Consider the following 15,106-nt stretch of genomic DNA (forward strand, 5'->3'; position numbering starts at 1 on the left):
GATTCGCCCATTAAAGTTATTATATTTTGGCACTTATTAAGTATAAGCTGCGCTTGCTCACCCCTGCCAATAAAATCCAATTCTCGGAATACTTCACGCATATGCATATTTTTTGTGCGGTAGATAATTAATTAACGCGAACTATGGATAAGTTTTAGCTTAAAAACTTATCCATAGTTGGAGTTAATTACGATGAATTACTCGACCTTTAGTTAAATCGTACGGAGTCATTTCAACGGTAACCTTGTCTCCTACTAATATTCTAATACGATTTTTACGCATTCTACCGGAGGTATGAGCAATAATTAAATGATCGTTTTCTAGCTTTACCCTAAAAGTTGCATTAGGTAAAAGTTCAAGCACGACTCCCGCAAACTGGATTAGATCTTCTTTTGACATTTATATTTACAAATATGTTTAAAAGCTGCCGCTATTTTATTTTTCAATAGTGGTTTGGCGTTACGTTATGTTATAGGTATACTTCACGTATATATATAATAATTTTTCAACCTTGTCTAGGTAATTCGGAAGCGGGTAGGTCGTATTTCAGTTTAATCTTAACTTGTTTTAAAGTTCTAGGATTTGCATCAATGACTTCAATTTCAATATTATTCGAGATGTTTATTTTAGTGCCGATTGACGGAACATTACCGATTTTTGTAAGTACCAAACCCCCTATCGTATCAAATTCATCATCATCTTCTTTTAATTTTTCGCCGATTAATTTTTCTAATACTTCTACTTCTACACGAGCATTTGAGATAATCGTGTTATTATCAATAATCTCAAAATTATCGCTGTCTAATTGCTTATCGTGTTCATCGTCTATTCTGCCTACTATCGCTTCCATAATATCCTCAATAGTCACCATTCCGTCAGTACCGCCATATTCGTCTATAACTATTGCTATATGAGTCCGCTCTCTTCGCATTTTAGCAAGCAGATCAATTAACTTTATGGAAGGTGCAGCAATTATATGTTTACGAATTAGTTTTTTTAACTGAAAATTTTGTTTAGTAACTACTAATGCTTTAAATAAATCTTTGATATGAATAAAGCCGACTATATTATCTAAAGTTCCGTCATATATGAGTGTTCTGGTATGAGGAACTTTCGTTTTAATAATCTTACTTAATTCTTCTAAATTTATAGTTAGCTTTATTGCGGCAATGTCTGATCTCGGAATCATTATATCTTCAACGGTTTTACCTTCTAATTTTAAAAGATTAGTTAAAATATTACGTTCGTCTAGTGTCATTTTTCGACTATTAACTCTAAGCTGTTTAATAGTAATAGAAAAATCATCTTTTATTTTTGCTCTACCGATTATCCTAGCGAGAAGATTTACAAAGAAAGATTTAATAGGTAATAGCAATTTTTTTGAATTAGAAATAATTCTATGATTTAATTTATTAGTCATAAGAATCTTCTTTTTTTGAAGGTTTATACCAACTTCCGAAATTAATCATACAGAAGCGGTTTTGAATTAAACTCGCCTCCTTACCTATTAATATAGACTGCGGACACTCGCAAATTAAATCACTCCTGTACAATTTAATTTGGGAATCGGTATTAAACATAATGTTTTTTTATTTGATTAATAAGGTGAAGAAATATTGAAATAATTTAATATTTTAATTTCTAAATTTTCCATAATATTCGCTTCTTCGTCATTTTGATGGTCAAATCCTATTAAATGTAGAATACTATGTATTAAAAGATGAATAAAATGATTTTCAAAAGTTTTTTTTTGCTCTAGCGCTTCCGTGTAAATTACTTCATAACCAAATGCTATATCGCCTAAATACATATAAGGAAGATTTGCCGGAAATTCAAGTATAGCGTCATTCATAAAGCTTGATACAAGCGAATTTTTCTGGATTCGCCTGTGCTCACGTACTCTAGTACGGTAGCTTAGCTCACCATTAAATTCATCTTGTCTAAATCTTTCTGAATTTAGCTGTATGTCTTTCCGTAGAGTAAGTTTTTCATTTACCGGCTCATTTAAACGTAAGTCCCGCCAATCTAATTCTTCATTTGGAAAGGAAAGAACATTAGTAGCTTTCTCTATATTGCGAAATTGTGTATTTAAGTCTGCCATCCTTGAATTATCCGTTAATAAGATTGATAATTCAATTTGTTTTATGTTAGCAAAATCATCAAATCGCCGTAACACGTTTTGAATAATTTTTTTTATTAAAAACTTGTTAATTAACTTGTGTCCTTGCCATTCCTTATAATTTTTTATGAGTTCTATATTAATTATCATGTAATATACTTAAATATAACCTGAAGAGTTGCGGTTTATGTCATGCCCGCGTAGCAATGCCGGCGGCGTTGTTGCATGGCTCGATAAAAGCAGCAGTATATCATTCCTAGCTCAGCATTGTTGCGTGGATCGGAAATTAATAAAAATCCCTCATGGCGAAGCCGCGGAGTGGCTGTGGCCATTCAGGCTATCCCGAATATATGAGGGATTTAATTAGAATATTAAACAAATTTAGTATAAAAATATGTTTATACTTAGATAGCCACGACGCCAAGAGGCGCCTCGCCATGACGTTTTGGGTATCCACGCAACAATTCTTCTTCGCAATGAGAGGTTTTTTAGCTATCCACAAAGCAATACTGTACGAGGCAACATTAAAAATTTTGTAGTATAGGTAAAAGATATTTATAAGTTAAATAAGCGCATGTTAAACCGAGTGTGGTGCCGATTACTATTACGCGAAATTTTGAAGGGCTGAAAATTAAAACGGCGATAACAACTATAATTGCTATTTTTTCCCAGTCGGCTGTAGTATAAGGTCGGTTACTTGCAGCGTAAGCATTACTGCTACTTAAGAGAGTGAACAGAACACCGATAAACGGTATATTTTTAAGTAAAATTTTAAACATAATCAACCTCAATAGGGCCGGTAGTCGAACCGGTAATAAATTGTTTAAGGTAAGGATTGTCGTTATCGGTCATTTCGTTTTTTGTTCCATACCACATAATTTTTCCTTGATAAATCATCGCTACTTCCTTGGCTATTTTCTCGGCGCTAACCATATCATGAGTTATGGTAACGGTAGTTGCACCTAACTCCTCTTGAATTTTAATAATTAATTCATTAATGATATTAGCCATTATAGGATCAAGCCCCGTGGTCGGTTCATCTAAAAAAAGAATTGACGGGGTGCTGCAAATTGCTCTCGCAAGCGCTACTCTTTTCTGCATACCGCCTGATAATTCTGAAGGGTAAAGAGCAAGTATTCTAGAAGATAATCCAACGGATTCAAGTTTAGATGCCGCTAATTCATTTTTTTCTTTTTTAGATAATTTTTTAGTAAAAAAAGTAATATTATCTTGTACGGTTAAAGAATCAAAAAGAGCTCCTCCTTGGAATAAAAAGCCGATAGTTTCCATAATATCAAATCTTTTACTATCAGAGATATTGGTGGTGTCTACTCCATCAATAGAAATCTTGCCGCTATCCGGTTTGAGTAATCCTACTATAGCTTTTATTAACACCGATTTACCCGTACCCGACCCGCCGAGAATTACTAAAGAACTGCCTTTTTTTACGTCTAAATCTATTCCGTCAAGTACTTTATGACCGGAAAAAGATTTATGCAAAGAGCGAATTTTAATTTTTAATGTTTCTTCTGTCATTGCTTTTGTACGATTAATTTGGGAATTGAGATAGTTCAACGTCATTGCAAGGAGGCAATGCCCGCGTGGATCGAAAACTCTACGTCATTGGGCGTTGTTGCATGGCTAATAATTTACTGTATTATGGTTATTATAAGTATGGTGTCATACCGAGGCTTGACCCACTACTGTACGAACGTTTAAATAAAGAGGTAAAAATTCTGTCATTCCGTGGCTACGACCACGGAATCCAGCTTATAATATCATAAAAAGATTCTAAAATAAGTCTAATATGGCTTTATTTTCCTGGATGCCGTGATCAAGTCACGGCATGACACAGCCTTTTTTCAACGTTCGTACAGTAGTGGGCTTGACCACGGCATGACATCGCGGTACTTTTAAAGAATACCCAAAATATAGCAATTTTCGATCCATGCAACAAAGCCAACTCCTCCTCGCAATGACGACTCACGTTTTCCTCTTCATTTACTAGCAGCACATTACACTTTAAAAAATAATTCGGTTATCAGGTAATTACTAATCAAAATAAGAATGGAGGAATTTACTACCGCCGAAGTAGTAGCCATCCCGACGCCTTTTGCGCCTTTATTAGAATAATAGCCGCTATAGCAACTTATTATAGAGATAATAAAGCCGAAAGCTGCTGCTTTTACTAAGCCGGAAATTACGTCAATTGCTTCTAAATATTGAAAAGTACTAGTTAAATAGCTTACGCTATTGAAATTAAGCTTATATACGCCTACTAAATAACCGCCCATTACCCCGATTACATCGCCGATTAATACTAGGCACGGCAAGGTAATAACTGCAGCTATTACCCTTGGGAATACTAAATATTTAATCGGATTGGTAGATAAAGTATATAGAGCATCTACTTGCTCGGTTACTCGCATAGTCGCAATTTCAGCGGCAATTGAAGCACCGACTCTGCCGGCAACCATAAGACCGGCAAGCACGGGACCGAGCTCTCTGGTTAAAGATAATACTACCACCGTTGCAATTGAGCTTTCGGCAGAAAAGCGTGAGAACCCCGTATAGCTTTGTAGCGCTAGCACTGCTCCGGAAAAAAAAGTAGTCATCGCGACGACCGGCAAAGAATAGAAACCGATAAATAATAATTGGCGATAAATTAAACCGAAATATATAGGAGGCCTAACTATACTACTAACCGCTGTAAAGCTAAATAACGAGAAAGCCCCGATATTCCTTGCTATACCGATAGTACGCTTGCCGATTAAGTTAACCGTATTAAGTATCATTTTTATATACTCTTTTATATCTATTACCGAGGCTAGTTAATATTTCGTATCCGATAGTACCTATAATAGTCGCTATTTTATCCGGAGTACAATAATTCCCTATAATCTCTACTTCTTGCCCTAGAAAAATTTGTGAATGCGGTAGATCGGTAACATCAATATTAACTAAATCCATTGATACGTGCCCTACTATCTTGGCAACATGACCGTTAATAAATACTTCGCCGCGGTTACTAAAATTTCGGCTATAGCCGTCTGCATAACCGAGCGGTAACGTAGCAATTATACTATCGCGCTCGGTAGTGAATGATGTATTATAACCGATATGGCTGTCTGCTGTCAATTTTTGTAATTGAATTATCGGTGCAGTAAGGGTTACAGGATTCTTCATTGGATTCGGTTTATGCTGACCCAAAGGATTAAGACCGTATAAAGCCATTCCGGGTCTTACTAAATCAAAATGATAATCTTGTCCTAAAAATATAGCGCCTGAGTTAGCTAAACTTATTTTTACATTAGGAAAATGTGGTAGATAACTTTTAAATTTTGTTAATTGCTCAATATTGTAAGGGTTATTAGCTTCTTCGGAGGCAGCTAAATGACTCATAATATATTGTACTTGCAAACCTTCTAATAAGTCACGATCATTGATTATATGTTCTATTTCGGTGTGAGTTAGACCTAAACGATTTATGCCGGTATTAAAATGCAGAAAGCAGTCTAATAATTGATTCCGAGTTTTAGCCAGTTGTCGCCATATCTCAATTTGCTTTAGATTATTAAGTACCGGTATTAAATTATATTCAACAAATTCCGCAGCATCATTTTGGGAAACACCGTTAAGGACTAAAATATTTGAGTGGCTACTCAATATTTTACGTAAATTTATTCCCTCAATGTATGAAGCTACAAAGAAAAATCGGCAATTTTCCTCTTCTAACGCTTTAGAAATTTGATTTGCTCCAAGCCCGTAGCTATTTGCTTTAACAGCTGCCCCCACTAGTGAATTTTGGCAAATATCGCGTAAGGTGCGGTAGTTAGCTTTTATTTTTGCTAAATCAATTTCAAGTGTGCATTGAGCTAAGTACATATTTATAATATATTTTGTAATGCTTGGATAATAATAGGTGCTATCGATATTATATGAAATTTAGCAGATAAATTAGTAACTTGTATAGTATCCGTTACATAAATATTATTTATAACCGAATTTTGGATATTGTCCATAGAACCCGCTGAAAGTACGGGATGAGTTACAAATGCATCAACCGATAAAGCCGCATTATCAATTAAAAATTTAGCTGCTTGACAAATGGTTTCGCCGCTATCGATAATATCATCGATTAACACACAATTTTTTCCTTTAACGTCTCCGGTTATTTCTATCATTTCACATTTGTTATTTACCGCTCTTCGTTTGCTAATAATAGCTATATCTAGATTAACCGACGCGCCGATTTTTTGAGCGCGCTGAGTACCGCCTTCGTCAGGAGACACTATAATAAGATCATTATAATTTTTTAGAAAAGGCAAATACAAACTTATAGGGCATAGATTTTGAATAGGAATTTTAAAAAACTTCTCTATTTTATCAGAATGCAAATCAACGGTAATTATAGAAGTTGCGCCCGTAATTTCTAAAAGATTGGCTATTAATCGTGCCGGAATTGAGGTCTCATTAGAAAATATACGATCTTGACGGCTATAGCCGAAATACGGTATTATGACGATAATTTGTTTTGCTTTAGCTCTTTTTGCAGTATCTATTAATAATAACAATTCAATTAGATGATCATTAACCGGTCTTGAAGTTGACTGAATTATAACAATATCTTCATTGTAAATAGATTCTAAAATTTCTACTTTTATTTCGGTATCGTTAAAATATGTAGTTAAACATTCTATATAATGAGCATTTAATGCTAAGGCCAGATGTTTTGCGAGTATTTTATTACTATTGCCGGCTAGAATTTTCATTTAGGGCTTTCGTGTTTTTTTGGAATTGACCGGTGTCACTCCGTGGCTACGACCCACTACTGTACGAACGTTGAAAAAAGGCTGTGTCATGCCGTGACTTGATCACGGCATCCAGGAAAATAAAGCCATATTAGACTTATTTTAGAATCTTTTTATGATATTATAAGCTGGATTCCGTGGTCGTAGCCACGGAATGACAGAATTTTTACCTCTTTATTTAAACGTTCGTACAGTAGTGGGCTACGACCACGGAATCCGGTCTTTTACTAAGATTTTTTCTTATTTCGCTCGTGCTTTTTCGACTAAAGGCTATCCGGAAGTTTCATCATGTTCTTTTAACATATAGCCGCGTCCCCAAACCGTATCTATATAGTCTTTTCCACCGGCTGCATCACTTAATTTTTTACGTAATTTACATATAAATACGTCGATAATCTTCATTTCCGGCTCGCCGACATTATTATATAGGTGGTTTAAAAACATTTCTTTAGTTAATATCGTTCCCCTACGTAATATAAGCAATTCTAAAATTGCATATTCCTTATTAGTCAAATGTACTTTCCTTCCATCAACTTCAACGCTTCTAGTATCCAGATTCACACTAACTTTATCGAATCTAAATATCGATTCTGAATGCCCTTTAGAACGCCTAACTATTGCTTTTATACGAGCAATTAGCTCTTCTCTGACGAACGGTTTAGTTAAATAATCATCAGCACCGGAAGAAAAACCGGTAATTTTCTGGTCCATACTAGTAAGACCGGATAAAATTAAAATAGGTGTTTTTACCTTTACCGCACGTAATCTTAGTAGAACTTCAAACCCGCTAATATCCGGTAGCATAATATCTAAAATAATCAGATCGTATTTATAAATTTTACCGACTTTTAAACCATCCGTACCGACTGAAACTATATCGCAAACTATTCCTTCCGAGGCTAAAGTTAGTTCAATTAAGTTAGCCATTTGCGGCTCATCTTCAATTAAAAGAACCCTCATTATATCTTTCTCCTTAATAACAAATTTATTTTTTTATCTAATTTCATATAGCTCTCCTTAATTTCTCACTAATTAAATAATTTTTATTTAAATTGCTTTATACCTTTGTTAACAAAATAAGTAAAGATTATTTAATTCTATTTTAAATTTTTTATTATCTTTAACAAAAAATTCAAATACGTCATTGCAAGAAGGCATTGTTGCATTGATAGAAATTAACACAAAAAAACTCCGTTATTGCGAGCGGGCGTTGTTGCGTGGATACCCTAAACGTCATTGCAAGCGACCAAAGGCGTTGGTTGCATGGTTTCGATAAAGCAGCAGTATGTCATTCTAGCTAAAAGCGGGAATGACATCGAAAATTTGAGCCATGCAACAACGCCATACCTTCCGGGGAATGAGATCAGAAATTATATTAATTCTGATGTTCTAACATTTTTTTATGGTATAAAGCACCGAAATCTATGGGATCAATCATTAACGGCTGAAATCCACCGTCTTGCGTTACGCTTGCAATAATCTTTCTGGCAAACGGAAAAATCATTGCCGGACAATGAACGGATAACAAAATTTGATGCTGTTCAGGAGCGATATTAATTAAATTAAACACTCCGGCATATTTTAATTCTACTAAAAATAATTTATATTTCTCATTTCTTGCGCTAGCTTCAATATTTAGTTCAACCTCATAAAAATTTTCTTCCGGTAAATTAGAAATATTTATATCAAGTGATAAATCAATTTGAGGATTACGTTCTAAAGCGGCAAGCGATGAAGGCGCAGAAGGGCTTTCAAACGATAAATCTTTTATATATTGGGCATTAACGGAAATGTGAGGTATCGCTTCAGGAGCATCAGGGTTTGGTATGTTCATAAAATCCTTATTTTTAATATTATTTTAAGTTAACGGCAGGGTAACTCCGAGTTGTTTCATATATTTCCCTTGCCGGTCTGCGTAGGAAAGATCGCAAGCTTGTTCTCCTTTTAAAAACAAAAATTGACAAGCTCCTTCATTGGCGTAAATTTTAGCAGGCAAAGGAGTAGTATTTGAAAACTCTAACGTAACATGCCCTTCCCATTCCGGTTCTAACGGTGTAACGTTGATGATTATACCGCATCTGGCATAAGTAGATTTACCTACACAAATAACTATCACGTCCCGCGGAATTTTAAAATACTCAACTGTTCTACCAAGGGCAAAGCTATTCGGCGGAATAATACATACATCCACTTCCCTGTCCACTAAACTACATTTATCAAAATTTTTAGGGTCAACGATAGTGGAATTAATATTAGTAAATATTTTGAACTCCCTTGATACCCTCGTATCGTAACCGTAAGAAGATAATCCGTAAGAAATAATTTTTTCCGAATTATGAACCCTAACTTGTTTGTCCACAAAAGGCTCAATCATCCCATGGTTACCGGTCATTTCTTTGATCCATTTGTCTGACATGATTGACATTATACTAATACTTGACAATTAAATTAATGAAGTGATAATTATAACTAAATATTATTAAAATACAAAATATTAATTATACATATTAATTTTATTTTTAGATTTAGTTACCGAGTTATTTAAAAATAAAAAACCCGGCAAGTATATAGGGCGTTGTTGCATGGCTCATAATTTACTGTATTATAGTTATTACAAGTACGGTGTCATGCCGAGGCCCCTCCCACGGCATCCGGTCTTTTACTAAGATTTTTTTCTGGATACTGTGGTGAAGCCCACTAGGTAAAAATTCTGTCATTCCGTGGCTACGACCACGGAATCCAGCTTATAATATCATAAAAAGATTCTAAAATAAGTCTAATATGGCTTTATTTTCCTGGATGCCGTGATCAAGTCACGGCATGACACAGCCTTTTTTCAACGTTCGTACAGTAGTGGGTCAAGCCACGGTATCCGGTCTTTTACTAAGATTTTTTCTGGATACCGTGGGAGGGGCCTCGGTATGACACCGGATTGCTTTGCAAAAAAAATTCGATCCATGCAACAAAGCCCCGTTTGAACTAGAATGACATCAAAAATTCGATCCATGCAACCCGGCAAGTATATAGTTGTAATTATACCACTTTGCGTATTATTAACCTTAAAAATTATATATTATGCCTAATTCTTGTGGTAAATTTTAAGAATTGCATTATATTTAGTCTATAAAATTTAACCCATATTTTAGTTAAGCTCAAAATTGGTAATAAAACTTTTAAAGCTAAAAATATTTAAGAGGTTTTTCAAATGAAAAAATTACTATTATTAGCAAGTATAGCTTGCTTTACTCAATCAGCTTTTGCAGCTGATTATACGCCTACTATCAAAATCGCTAACCCTAATACCGAAATAAAATTAGAAGGTTTCTTTGAATTTGAAAGCGGTTTTGCAAGCCAAAATCATCTATTAGGATATGAAAAAAATGTTTCCGATAATAGAAAGAAAACGGCTTTCTATACGGAAGCCGCATTTGATGCTACTATTTCTCAAGCTCTTAATGATGATGTAACAGCCGGTGTTAAAATCGTGTTGTTACCTACTACTAGACCTAAAACTTCCACAAGTTATAACGGTTCTCATATTTTCTTGAAAACGGATTACGGAAAAGTTGAACTCGGTTCTCCTTACGATGCCGGCGCTAACATGCGTATTACCGGCGGTTACGTAACGGCAGCCACGGGCGGCTGGTCTAGATATGTAATTCTTGACGGTCAATATATGAGATATAACAATCTTAAACCCGATTTTGATACTACTAGTAATTTTTATATCGAATCATTTTCTAATAACTTTGATCAAATTAACGATAAAGCAGAGGCAGCTAGAAAAGTCTCTTATTACACACCTAAATTTAGCGGCTTTCAAGCAGGTATCTCTTATACACCGGATTCAGCTAATACCGGCGGTAATAAAGATATTAATAACTTAACATTTGAAAACTCAGGTAGAACCGGCGTCAGCAAATCAAATACTGGTATCAAGACCGTACTGTTAGATGACGGTACGTTTATGAGGATTAATCAAAATGTTAAGGATGCAGTATCGGCCGGTATGGCCTACGAGCATGAAATTGCCGATGATGTAGCTTTAAAATTATCGGTTACGGGAGAATACGGCAAACCGGCACGTCAACTTATTCAGGCTAAAAGAGAAGGCACTACAACAACAGTGTTAGCAAGCTATAAACTCTCTGATTTAAAAGCTTATAATCTCGGCGCGGTTTTCACGTACGGTAATGTTTCATGCGCAGCTTCTTACGGCAGTTTAGGGAAAAGCTTAACCGCAAAAGAATATCATAAAGTCGGGCGTGATACTTATTATTATAACGGTGGTCTTGCTTATGCTCAAGGACCGATTAAAACGAGTGTCTCGTATTTTAAATCATCAAGATATAAAAATACCGTCGATACCGTAAGTTTAGGTACGGAATATAAAATAATGCCGGGATTATTGCCTTACGCTGAAGTGTCATATTTTCAAGCAAAAGGCAAACCGGTTTATTACGTAGAAGCGCCTAATAAGAAAATTAAAGGAACCGTCGGTCTTATCGGTGCAAAACTTAAATTCTAAGTTCGTCTAAGTCGTTGCGAGACGGCATTATTATATGGCTACCGGAATCGTTATTGTGAGGAGGCAATGCCCGCGTGGATACCAGAACCGTCATTGCGAGCGACCAAAGGGAGCGCGGCAATCCAGAAAATAATAATTTACATAGCATTTTGTACTAATTTTTTCCTGGATTGCCACGTCGGGACTACGTCCCTCCTCGCAATGACGATTCCGGTAGTCATGCAACAAAGCCCCGCCTTTAGCTAGAATGACATCGAAAATTCGAGCCATGCAACAATGCCCCGTCCACGTAACAATGCCTCCTCGCAACGACGTTATTTTCAATTATTCTTTATTAACATTGACCTCATAATTTTTATAGCATATTTTAGATTTATCGCTTCAATTGACGATTTGCGTTATAGTAAAAACCGTTGGATTTAAAAATATTTCGATTATATGCTGAATAATGAGAAAATAGAGGCAATATTGTCAATTAAACGCCCCGATTGGATAAAAGTAAAAGCTCCGACTTCTAAGCAATACCGGGATACAAAAGAATTAATAAAAAATTTAAAATTAAATACGGTTTGTGAGGAAGCCGCTTGTCCTAATATAGGGGAATGCTGGTCTAAAAAACATGCAACCGTCATGATTTTAGGCTCGGTCTGTACTAGAGCTTGCAGGTTTTGTAATATTGCAACCGGCAGACCGGATTTGCTTGATCCTCATGAACCTGAACGCCTTGCTGAAGCAGTGAAAAAATTAAATCTTCAGCATGTAGTAATTACTTCCGTTGATCGTGATGATTTAGAAGACGGCGGAGCTAGACATTTTGCTAATTGCATTCAAGAAATTAGACACTCTTCCCCGGCTACAACAATTGAGATTTTAACCCCTGATTTCTTACGAAAAGACGGAGCGGCGGAAATAATAGCGGAAGCAAAGCCCGACGTTTTTAATCATAATGTTGAGACTGTTCCCTCCTTGTATAAAAAGATAAGACCGGGAGCAAGATATTATAATTCTTTGAGTTTACTGCATAATATAAAAAAATTATCTCCTGAAATTTTCACTAAATCCGGTATGATGGTAGGGCTTGGAGAGGAAACGAGCGAAGTAATCCAAGTAATGGATGACTTAAGAGAAGCAAAAGTTGATTTCCTAACTATCGGTCAATATCTACAGCCTACTAAAAATCATGCAGAGGTTGCAAGGTATGTTACGCCGGAAGAATTTAAATATATTGAAAGAGTCGCTAAGACTAAAGGCTTTTTAATGGTTTCGGCTAGTCCTTTAACTCGTTCTTCATATCATGCCGATGAGGATTTCCAAAAATTAAAAAATAATTATATTAATGCAAATTTAATCAATATTATGCCTGCGTAGCAATGTCCGCGCTGATCGTTAAACGTCTGAGCTAAGGAGGGACAAAATCCCGATGCGGCAATCCAGAAAATAATAATTTACATAGTATTTTGTACTAATTTTTTCCTAGATTGCCGCGTTCTCTTTGGTCGCAGCGTTGTTGCATGGCTCAAATTTTGATGTCATTCTAGCTAAAAGCGGGAATCCAGAAAATATTTAAGCGAATTATATAGTAAATTTTTATATAATTTTGTTTATTTTTAAGTGTTTTTCTAGATTCCCGCTTTCGCGGGAAGGCAATGCCCGCGTGGATACCCAAACCGTCATGGCGAGGCGCCTTTTGGCGCCGTGGCCATCTAAGTATAAACATATTTTTATACTAAATTTGTTTAATATTCTAATTAAATCCCCCATATATTCGGGATAGCCTGAATGGCCACAGCCACTCCGCGGCTTCGCCATGACGGATTTTTATTAATTTCCGATCCACGCAACAATGCCTTGCGAGGAGGTGCGGGTCTTGTTGCATGGCTCGAATTTTCGATGTCATTCTAGCTAAAGGCCATAACTGTCCGAAGTTAAAAAAATTAAGGTTAAAAATAGTATTTTTGAGCATCAATATTAAGAATTTTTACTATATATAGCCATTAAATACAGTAAAAATCTATATTTCTTTCTACTTCTTTATGTAACTTCGGACAGTTATGGCTAAAGGCGGGAATCCAGACTTTTCTTTGTCATGCTGAACTTGTTTCAGCATCTGTTGAAAAAGATCCTGAAATAAATTCAGGATGACTTTTATACTTTTTTCTAGATTCCCGCTTTTAGCTAGAATGACATACGGCACTTTTTTAGAGCCATGCAACAACGCCGGCTTGACTACGGCATCCAGTCTTTTTATTAAGGTTTTTCTGGATACCGTGGTCAAGCCCACTAGTGTACGAACGTTGAAAAAAGGCTGTGTCATGCCGTGACTTGATCACGGCATCCAGGAAAATAAAGCCATATTAGACTTATTTTAGAATCTTTTTATGATATTATAAGCTGGATTCCGTGGTCGTAGCCACGGAATGACAGAATTTTTACCTCTTTATTTAAACGTTCGTACAGTAGTGGGTCAAGCCACGGTATGACACCGTACTTATAATAACCATAATACGGTAAATTATTAGCCATGCAACAACGCCTCCAGTCGCTCGCAATGACGATTCTGGTAGCCATGCAACAACGCCGGCAATAATCCGCGCAGGAAGGAACTTTTGTTTACTGCCTAATTAATCTTTTATTACTCGGTAATATATAATTCTGATCTGTGGAGCGATAAGGGCAAATATCGATTCCTCCGCGTCTAGTATATCTAATATATATGGATAGGTAAGTAGGATTTATAGCATTTTTAATATCGACAAAAATACGCTCGGCACATTGCTCGGCAAATTCATTACAATTTCTAAAAGATACTAAATATTTTAGCATACTATCATGCTTTAGCTTTTTACCCTTATATTTTATTATTATCGTTCCCCAATCAGGCTGATTAGTTACTAAACAATTAGATTTTAATAAATTTGAGTTAATTTCTTCCTCAATGTCAATATCATCATATTCGATTAAATTACTATCAGGATGGTCATAAATATTGCATTCCACATCTAAATAGTCGATATTTTCACCATTTATTTCAGCAAATTCTATTTTTTCATTTAAGGATGATAATCGACCGAATACTTGACCATTTGTAGCAGTACTTAAATCTTCTAATATTATTCTTTCTAATTCTTCCATCGAAGAAATAACGTCATTATTAAAGGAATTTAAATATAGCTTAAACGATTTTGATTCAACAATATTAGAGGAATTAACGGGAATGTAAAAACTACCGATTGCCACACAAGGTTTGCCTTTTGGATTTAACCAAGAAATTTCGTAAGCATTCCAAATATCCACCCCGTAAAACGGAATGTTATCCTCCTTAAGCTTTAATTTTTCTCTATTATCTATTCTTGGGATTCTAAATAACAATGTAGGATCGTAACTATTGCTATAAGTTGTTTTTTTACCGAGTACGGAATTACCCGGCAAAGAAGGAGATAAATTCATAAAACTATTATATTTAATTCTTGAAAAATGAGTAATAACTTAAACGTCATTGCAAGGAAGCATTGCTCACATGGATCAAAAATTCACCGCAAAAGTGATGTCATTCCTAGTTGCGGTAGGCGTTGTTGCATGGCTCGATAAAAGCAGCAGCATGTCATTCTAGCTAAAGGCGGGAATCTAGAAAAATTAAACTAAAAATGT

Annotated in this window: 25 protein-coding genes and 1 pseudogene; 6 read left to right on the forward strand and 20 right to left on the reverse strand. The window is 35.4% G+C overall.

The window, feature by feature from the left end; translation table 11 throughout:
* Window positions 1-183: 183 nt before the first annotated feature.
* The 4 genes and pseudogenes from infA to AAGD64_RS01115 all read right to left on the reverse strand — a co-directional run bounded on the left by infA (window position 184) and on the right by AAGD64_RS01115 (window position 2,451).
* Window positions 184-399 carry a translation initiation factor IF-1 gene (gene infA / locus AAGD64_RS01100; RefSeq protein WP_253308131.1) on the reverse strand — a complete coding sequence of 72 codons (216 nt, stop codon included), beginning with the start codon at window positions 397-399 and terminating at the stop codon, window positions 184-186.
* A gap of 106 nt (window positions 400-505) precedes the next feature.
* Window positions 506-1,469: pseudogene (locus AAGD64_RS01105) on the reverse strand (hemolysin family protein).
* Between the two features lie 128 nt (window positions 1,470-1,597).
* Window positions 1,598-2,266, reverse strand: a complete 669-nt coding sequence (gene ybeY / locus AAGD64_RS01110) for an rRNA maturation RNase YbeY (protein WP_410526096.1) — start codon at window positions 2,264-2,266, stop codon at window positions 1,598-1,600.
* 38 nt (window positions 2,267-2,304) lie between these two features.
* Window positions 2,305-2,451 carry a hypothetical protein gene (locus AAGD64_RS01115; RefSeq protein WP_341793554.1) on the reverse strand — a complete coding sequence of 49 codons (147 nt, stop codon included), beginning with the start codon at window positions 2,449-2,451 and terminating at the stop codon, window positions 2,305-2,307.
* Between AAGD64_RS01115 and AAGD64_RS01120 the strand changes: the two genes are divergently transcribed.
* Window positions 2,422-2,658, forward strand: a complete 237-nt coding sequence (locus AAGD64_RS01120) for a hypothetical protein (RefSeq protein WP_341793555.1) — start codon at window positions 2,422-2,424, stop codon at window positions 2,656-2,658. The genes AAGD64_RS01115 and AAGD64_RS01120 overlap by 30 nt on opposite strands.
* On the opposite strand, the gene AAGD64_RS01125 is transcribed toward AAGD64_RS01120, so the two are convergent.
* Together AAGD64_RS01125 and AAGD64_RS01130 are read right to left on the reverse strand one after the other, a co-directional pair.
* Window positions 2,644-2,898 (reverse strand): DUF5510 family protein, encoded by a 255-nt coding sequence (locus AAGD64_RS01125; protein WP_253308128.1) that lies wholly within the window; start codon window positions 2,896-2,898, stop codon window positions 2,644-2,646. The two genes, AAGD64_RS01120 and AAGD64_RS01125, sit on opposite strands and share 15 nt — an antisense overlap.
* Window positions 2,891-3,655 carry an ABC transporter ATP-binding protein gene (locus AAGD64_RS01130; protein ID WP_253308127.1) on the reverse strand — a complete coding sequence of 255 codons (765 nt, stop codon included), beginning with the start codon at window positions 3,653-3,655 and terminating at the stop codon, window positions 2,891-2,893. Before AAGD64_RS01130 ends, AAGD64_RS01125 begins: the two co-directional genes overlap by 8 nt.
* A gap of 65 nt (window positions 3,656-3,720) precedes the next feature.
* Between AAGD64_RS01130 and AAGD64_RS01135 the strand changes: the two genes are divergently transcribed.
* The gene (locus tag AAGD64_RS01135) at window positions 3,721-3,903 is read left to right on the forward strand and encodes a hypothetical protein (protein ID WP_341793556.1); all 183 of its coding nucleotides are present in this window, start codon (window positions 3,721-3,723) and stop codon (window positions 3,901-3,903) included.
* Window positions 3,904-3,953: 50 nt separating this feature from the next.
* Here the strand turns inward: AAGD64_RS01135 and AAGD64_RS01140 are convergent, their stop codons facing one another.
* From AAGD64_RS01140 to AAGD64_RS01155, 4 genes are read right to left on the reverse strand one after another with little or no spacing between them, the layout of a single operon-like run.
* Entirely contained in the window at window positions 3,954-4,133 is a 180-nt protein-coding gene (locus AAGD64_RS01140; RefSeq protein ID WP_341793557.1) for a hypothetical protein, read from the reverse strand.
* A 1-nt stretch (window position 4,134) separates the two neighbouring features.
* A complete protein-coding gene (locus AAGD64_RS01145; protein WP_341793558.1) occupies window positions 4,135-4,914 on the reverse strand; it encodes an ABC transporter permease in 780 nt (259 codons plus the stop codon).
* A complete protein-coding gene (locus tag AAGD64_RS01150; protein WP_341793559.1) occupies window positions 4,904-6,004 on the reverse strand; it encodes an alanine racemase in 1,101 nt (366 codons plus the stop codon). The genes AAGD64_RS01145 and AAGD64_RS01150 overlap by 11 nt, the downstream gene beginning before the upstream one ends.
* A gap of 2 nt (window positions 6,005-6,006) precedes the next feature.
* Entirely contained in the window at window positions 6,007-6,891 is an 885-nt protein-coding gene (locus tag AAGD64_RS01155) for a ribose-phosphate diphosphokinase (protein WP_341793560.1), read from the reverse strand.
* Between the two features lie 193 nt (window positions 6,892-7,084).
* Between AAGD64_RS01155 and AAGD64_RS01160 the strand changes: the two genes are divergently transcribed.
* Entirely contained in the window at window positions 7,085-7,237 is a 153-nt protein-coding gene (locus tag AAGD64_RS01160) for a hypothetical protein (RefSeq protein WP_341793561.1), read from the forward strand.
* Here the strand turns inward: AAGD64_RS01160 and ctrA are convergent.
* From ctrA to AAGD64_RS01180, 4 genes are all read right to left on the reverse strand, one after another.
* Complete coding sequence (gene ctrA / locus AAGD64_RS01165) at window positions 7,201-7,890, reverse strand: response regulator transcription factor CtrA (RefSeq protein ID WP_253308123.1); 690 nt, start codon at window positions 7,888-7,890, stop codon at window positions 7,201-7,203. The genes AAGD64_RS01160 and ctrA overlap by 37 nt on opposite strands.
* Before the next feature lie 415 nt (window positions 7,891-8,305).
* Window positions 8,306-8,764: a protein-export chaperone SecB gene (secB, locus tag AAGD64_RS01170; RefSeq protein ID WP_253308122.1), complete on the reverse strand. Its 459-nt coding sequence runs from the start codon at window positions 8,762-8,764 to the stop codon at window positions 8,306-8,308.
* A gap of 24 nt (window positions 8,765-8,788) precedes the next feature.
* On the reverse strand, window positions 8,789-9,355 hold the full coding sequence (gene dcd / locus AAGD64_RS01175) for a dCTP deaminase (protein ID WP_253308121.1): 567 nt from the start codon (window positions 9,353-9,355) through the stop codon (window positions 8,789-8,791).
* Between the two features lie 169 nt (window positions 9,356-9,524).
* Window positions 9,525-9,647 carry a hypothetical protein gene (locus tag AAGD64_RS01180; protein WP_341793562.1) on the reverse strand — a complete coding sequence of 41 codons (123 nt, stop codon included), beginning with the start codon at window positions 9,645-9,647 and terminating at the stop codon, window positions 9,525-9,527.
* 87 nt (window positions 9,648-9,734) lie between these two features.
* Here AAGD64_RS01180 and AAGD64_RS01185 point away from each other — a divergent pair, with 87 nt between their 5' ends.
* Window positions 9,735-9,908, forward strand: a complete 174-nt coding sequence (locus AAGD64_RS01185) for a hypothetical protein (protein WP_341793563.1) — start codon at window positions 9,735-9,737, stop codon at window positions 9,906-9,908.
* A gap of 227 nt (window positions 9,909-10,135) precedes the next feature.
* Window positions 10,136-11,458: a porin gene (locus tag AAGD64_RS01190; protein WP_341793564.1), complete on the forward strand. Its 1,323-nt coding sequence runs from the start codon at window positions 10,136-10,138 to the stop codon at window positions 11,456-11,458.
* On the opposite strand, the gene AAGD64_RS01195 is transcribed toward AAGD64_RS01190, so the two are convergent.
* Both AAGD64_RS01195 and AAGD64_RS01200 read right to left on the reverse strand, forming a co-directional pair.
* Window positions 11,448-11,579, reverse strand: a complete 132-nt coding sequence (locus AAGD64_RS01195; protein ID WP_341793565.1) for a hypothetical protein — start codon at window positions 11,577-11,579, stop codon at window positions 11,448-11,450. The genes AAGD64_RS01190 and AAGD64_RS01195 overlap by 11 nt on opposite strands.
* Complete coding sequence (locus AAGD64_RS01200; protein WP_341793566.1) at window positions 11,549-11,728, reverse strand: hypothetical protein; 180 nt, start codon at window positions 11,726-11,728, stop codon at window positions 11,549-11,551. The genes AAGD64_RS01195 and AAGD64_RS01200 overlap by 31 nt, the downstream gene beginning before the upstream one ends.
* A 168-nt stretch (window positions 11,729-11,896) precedes the next feature.
* Here AAGD64_RS01200 and lipA point away from each other — a divergent pair, with 168 nt between their 5' ends.
* On the forward strand, window positions 11,897-12,826 hold the full coding sequence (gene lipA, locus AAGD64_RS01205; protein WP_253308119.1) for a lipoyl synthase: 930 nt from the start codon (window positions 11,897-11,899) through the stop codon (window positions 12,824-12,826).
* A 219-nt stretch (window positions 12,827-13,045) separates the two neighbouring features.
* Here lipA and AAGD64_RS01210 read toward each other — a convergent pair whose 3' ends face one another.
* The 4 genes from AAGD64_RS01210 to queF form a co-directional block, all read right to left on the reverse strand.
* Window positions 13,046-13,267 (reverse strand): hypothetical protein, encoded by a 222-nt coding sequence (locus AAGD64_RS01210; RefSeq protein WP_341793567.1) that lies wholly within the window; start codon window positions 13,265-13,267, stop codon window positions 13,046-13,048.
* Window positions 13,268-13,481: 214 nt separating this feature from the next.
* Window positions 13,482-13,772: a hypothetical protein gene (locus AAGD64_RS01215; protein WP_341793568.1), complete on the reverse strand. Its 291-nt coding sequence runs from the start codon at window positions 13,770-13,772 to the stop codon at window positions 13,482-13,484.
* A gap of 62 nt (window positions 13,773-13,834) precedes the next feature.
* A complete protein-coding gene (locus AAGD64_RS01220) occupies window positions 13,835-14,026 on the reverse strand; it encodes a hypothetical protein (protein ID WP_341793569.1) in 192 nt (63 codons plus the stop codon).
* 42 nt (window positions 14,027-14,068) lie between these two features.
* Window positions 14,069-14,887, reverse strand: a complete 819-nt coding sequence (gene queF / locus AAGD64_RS01225) for an NADPH-dependent 7-cyano-7-deazaguanine reductase QueF (protein ID WP_410526097.1) — start codon at window positions 14,885-14,887, stop codon at window positions 14,069-14,071.
* Between the last annotated feature and the right edge of the window lie 219 nt (window positions 14,888-15,106).

This window comes from Rickettsia endosymbiont of Ceutorhynchus obstrictus (assembly GCF_964026565.1).
Lineage (GTDB): Bacteria > Pseudomonadota > Alphaproteobacteria > Rickettsiales > Rickettsiaceae > Rickettsia.

Excerpts from the sequence above, each read along its gene's own strand:
- infA (WP_253308131.1), bottom strand. The coding sequence starts at position 399 with ATGTCAAAAGAAGATCTAATCCAGTTTGCGGGAGTCGTGCTTGAACTT.
- AAGD64_RS01120 (WP_341793555.1), top strand. The coding sequence starts at position 2,422 with ATGGCGAAGCCGCGGAGTGGCTGTGGCCATTCAGGCTATCCCGAATAT.
- AAGD64_RS01115 (WP_341793554.1), bottom strand. The coding sequence starts at position 2,451 with ATGGCCACAGCCACTCCGCGGCTTCGCCATGAGGGATTTTTATTAATT.
- AAGD64_RS01125 (WP_253308128.1), bottom strand. The coding sequence starts at position 2,898 with ATGTTTAAAATTTTACTTAAAAATATACCGTTTATCGGTGTTCTGTTC.
- AAGD64_RS01130 (WP_253308127.1), bottom strand. The coding sequence starts at position 3,655 with ATGACAGAAGAAACATTAAAAATTAAAATTCGCTCTTTGCATAAATCT.
- AAGD64_RS01145 (WP_341793558.1), bottom strand. The coding sequence starts at position 4,914 with ATGATACTTAATACGGTTAACTTAATCGGCAAGCGTACTATCGGTATA.
- AAGD64_RS01150 (WP_341793559.1), bottom strand. The coding sequence starts at position 6,004 with ATGTACTTAGCTCAATGCACACTTGAAATTGATTTAGCAAAAATAAAA.
- AAGD64_RS01155 (WP_341793560.1), bottom strand. The coding sequence starts at position 6,891 with ATGAAAATTCTAGCCGGCAATAGTAATAAAATACTCGCAAAACATCTG.
- AAGD64_RS01160 (WP_341793561.1), top strand. The coding sequence starts at position 7,085 with ATGACAGAATTTTTACCTCTTTATTTAAACGTTCGTACAGTAGTGGGC.
- ctrA (WP_253308123.1), bottom strand. The coding sequence starts at position 7,890 with ATGAGGGTTCTTTTAATTGAAGATGAGCCGCAAATGGCTAACTTAATT.
- secB (WP_253308122.1), bottom strand. The coding sequence starts at position 8,764 with ATGAACATACCAAACCCTGATGCTCCTGAAGCGATACCTCACATTTCC.
- dcd (WP_253308121.1), bottom strand. The coding sequence starts at position 9,355 with ATGTCAATCATGTCAGACAAATGGATCAAAGAAATGACCGGTAACCAT.
- AAGD64_RS01180 (WP_341793562.1), bottom strand. The coding sequence starts at position 9,647 with ATGACAGAATTTTTACCTAGTGGGCTTCACCACAGTATCCAGAAAAAA.
- AAGD64_RS01190 (WP_341793564.1), top strand. The coding sequence starts at position 10,136 with ATGAAAAAATTACTATTATTAGCAAGTATAGCTTGCTTTACTCAATCA.
- AAGD64_RS01200 (WP_341793566.1), bottom strand. The coding sequence starts at position 11,728 with ATGGCTCGAATTTTCGATGTCATTCTAGCTAAAGGCGGGGCTTTGTTG.
- lipA (WP_253308119.1), top strand. The coding sequence starts at position 11,897 with ATGCTGAATAATGAGAAAATAGAGGCAATATTGTCAATTAAACGCCCC.
- AAGD64_RS01210 (WP_341793567.1), bottom strand. The coding sequence starts at position 13,267 with ATGGCGAAGCCGCGGAGTGGCTGTGGCCATTCAGGCTATCCCGAATAT.
- AAGD64_RS01215 (WP_341793568.1), bottom strand. The coding sequence starts at position 13,772 with ATGACACAGCCTTTTTTCAACGTTCGTACACTAGTGGGCTTGACCACG.
- AAGD64_RS01220 (WP_341793569.1), bottom strand. The coding sequence starts at position 14,026 with ATGGCTACCAGAATCGTCATTGCGAGCGACTGGAGGCGTTGTTGCATG.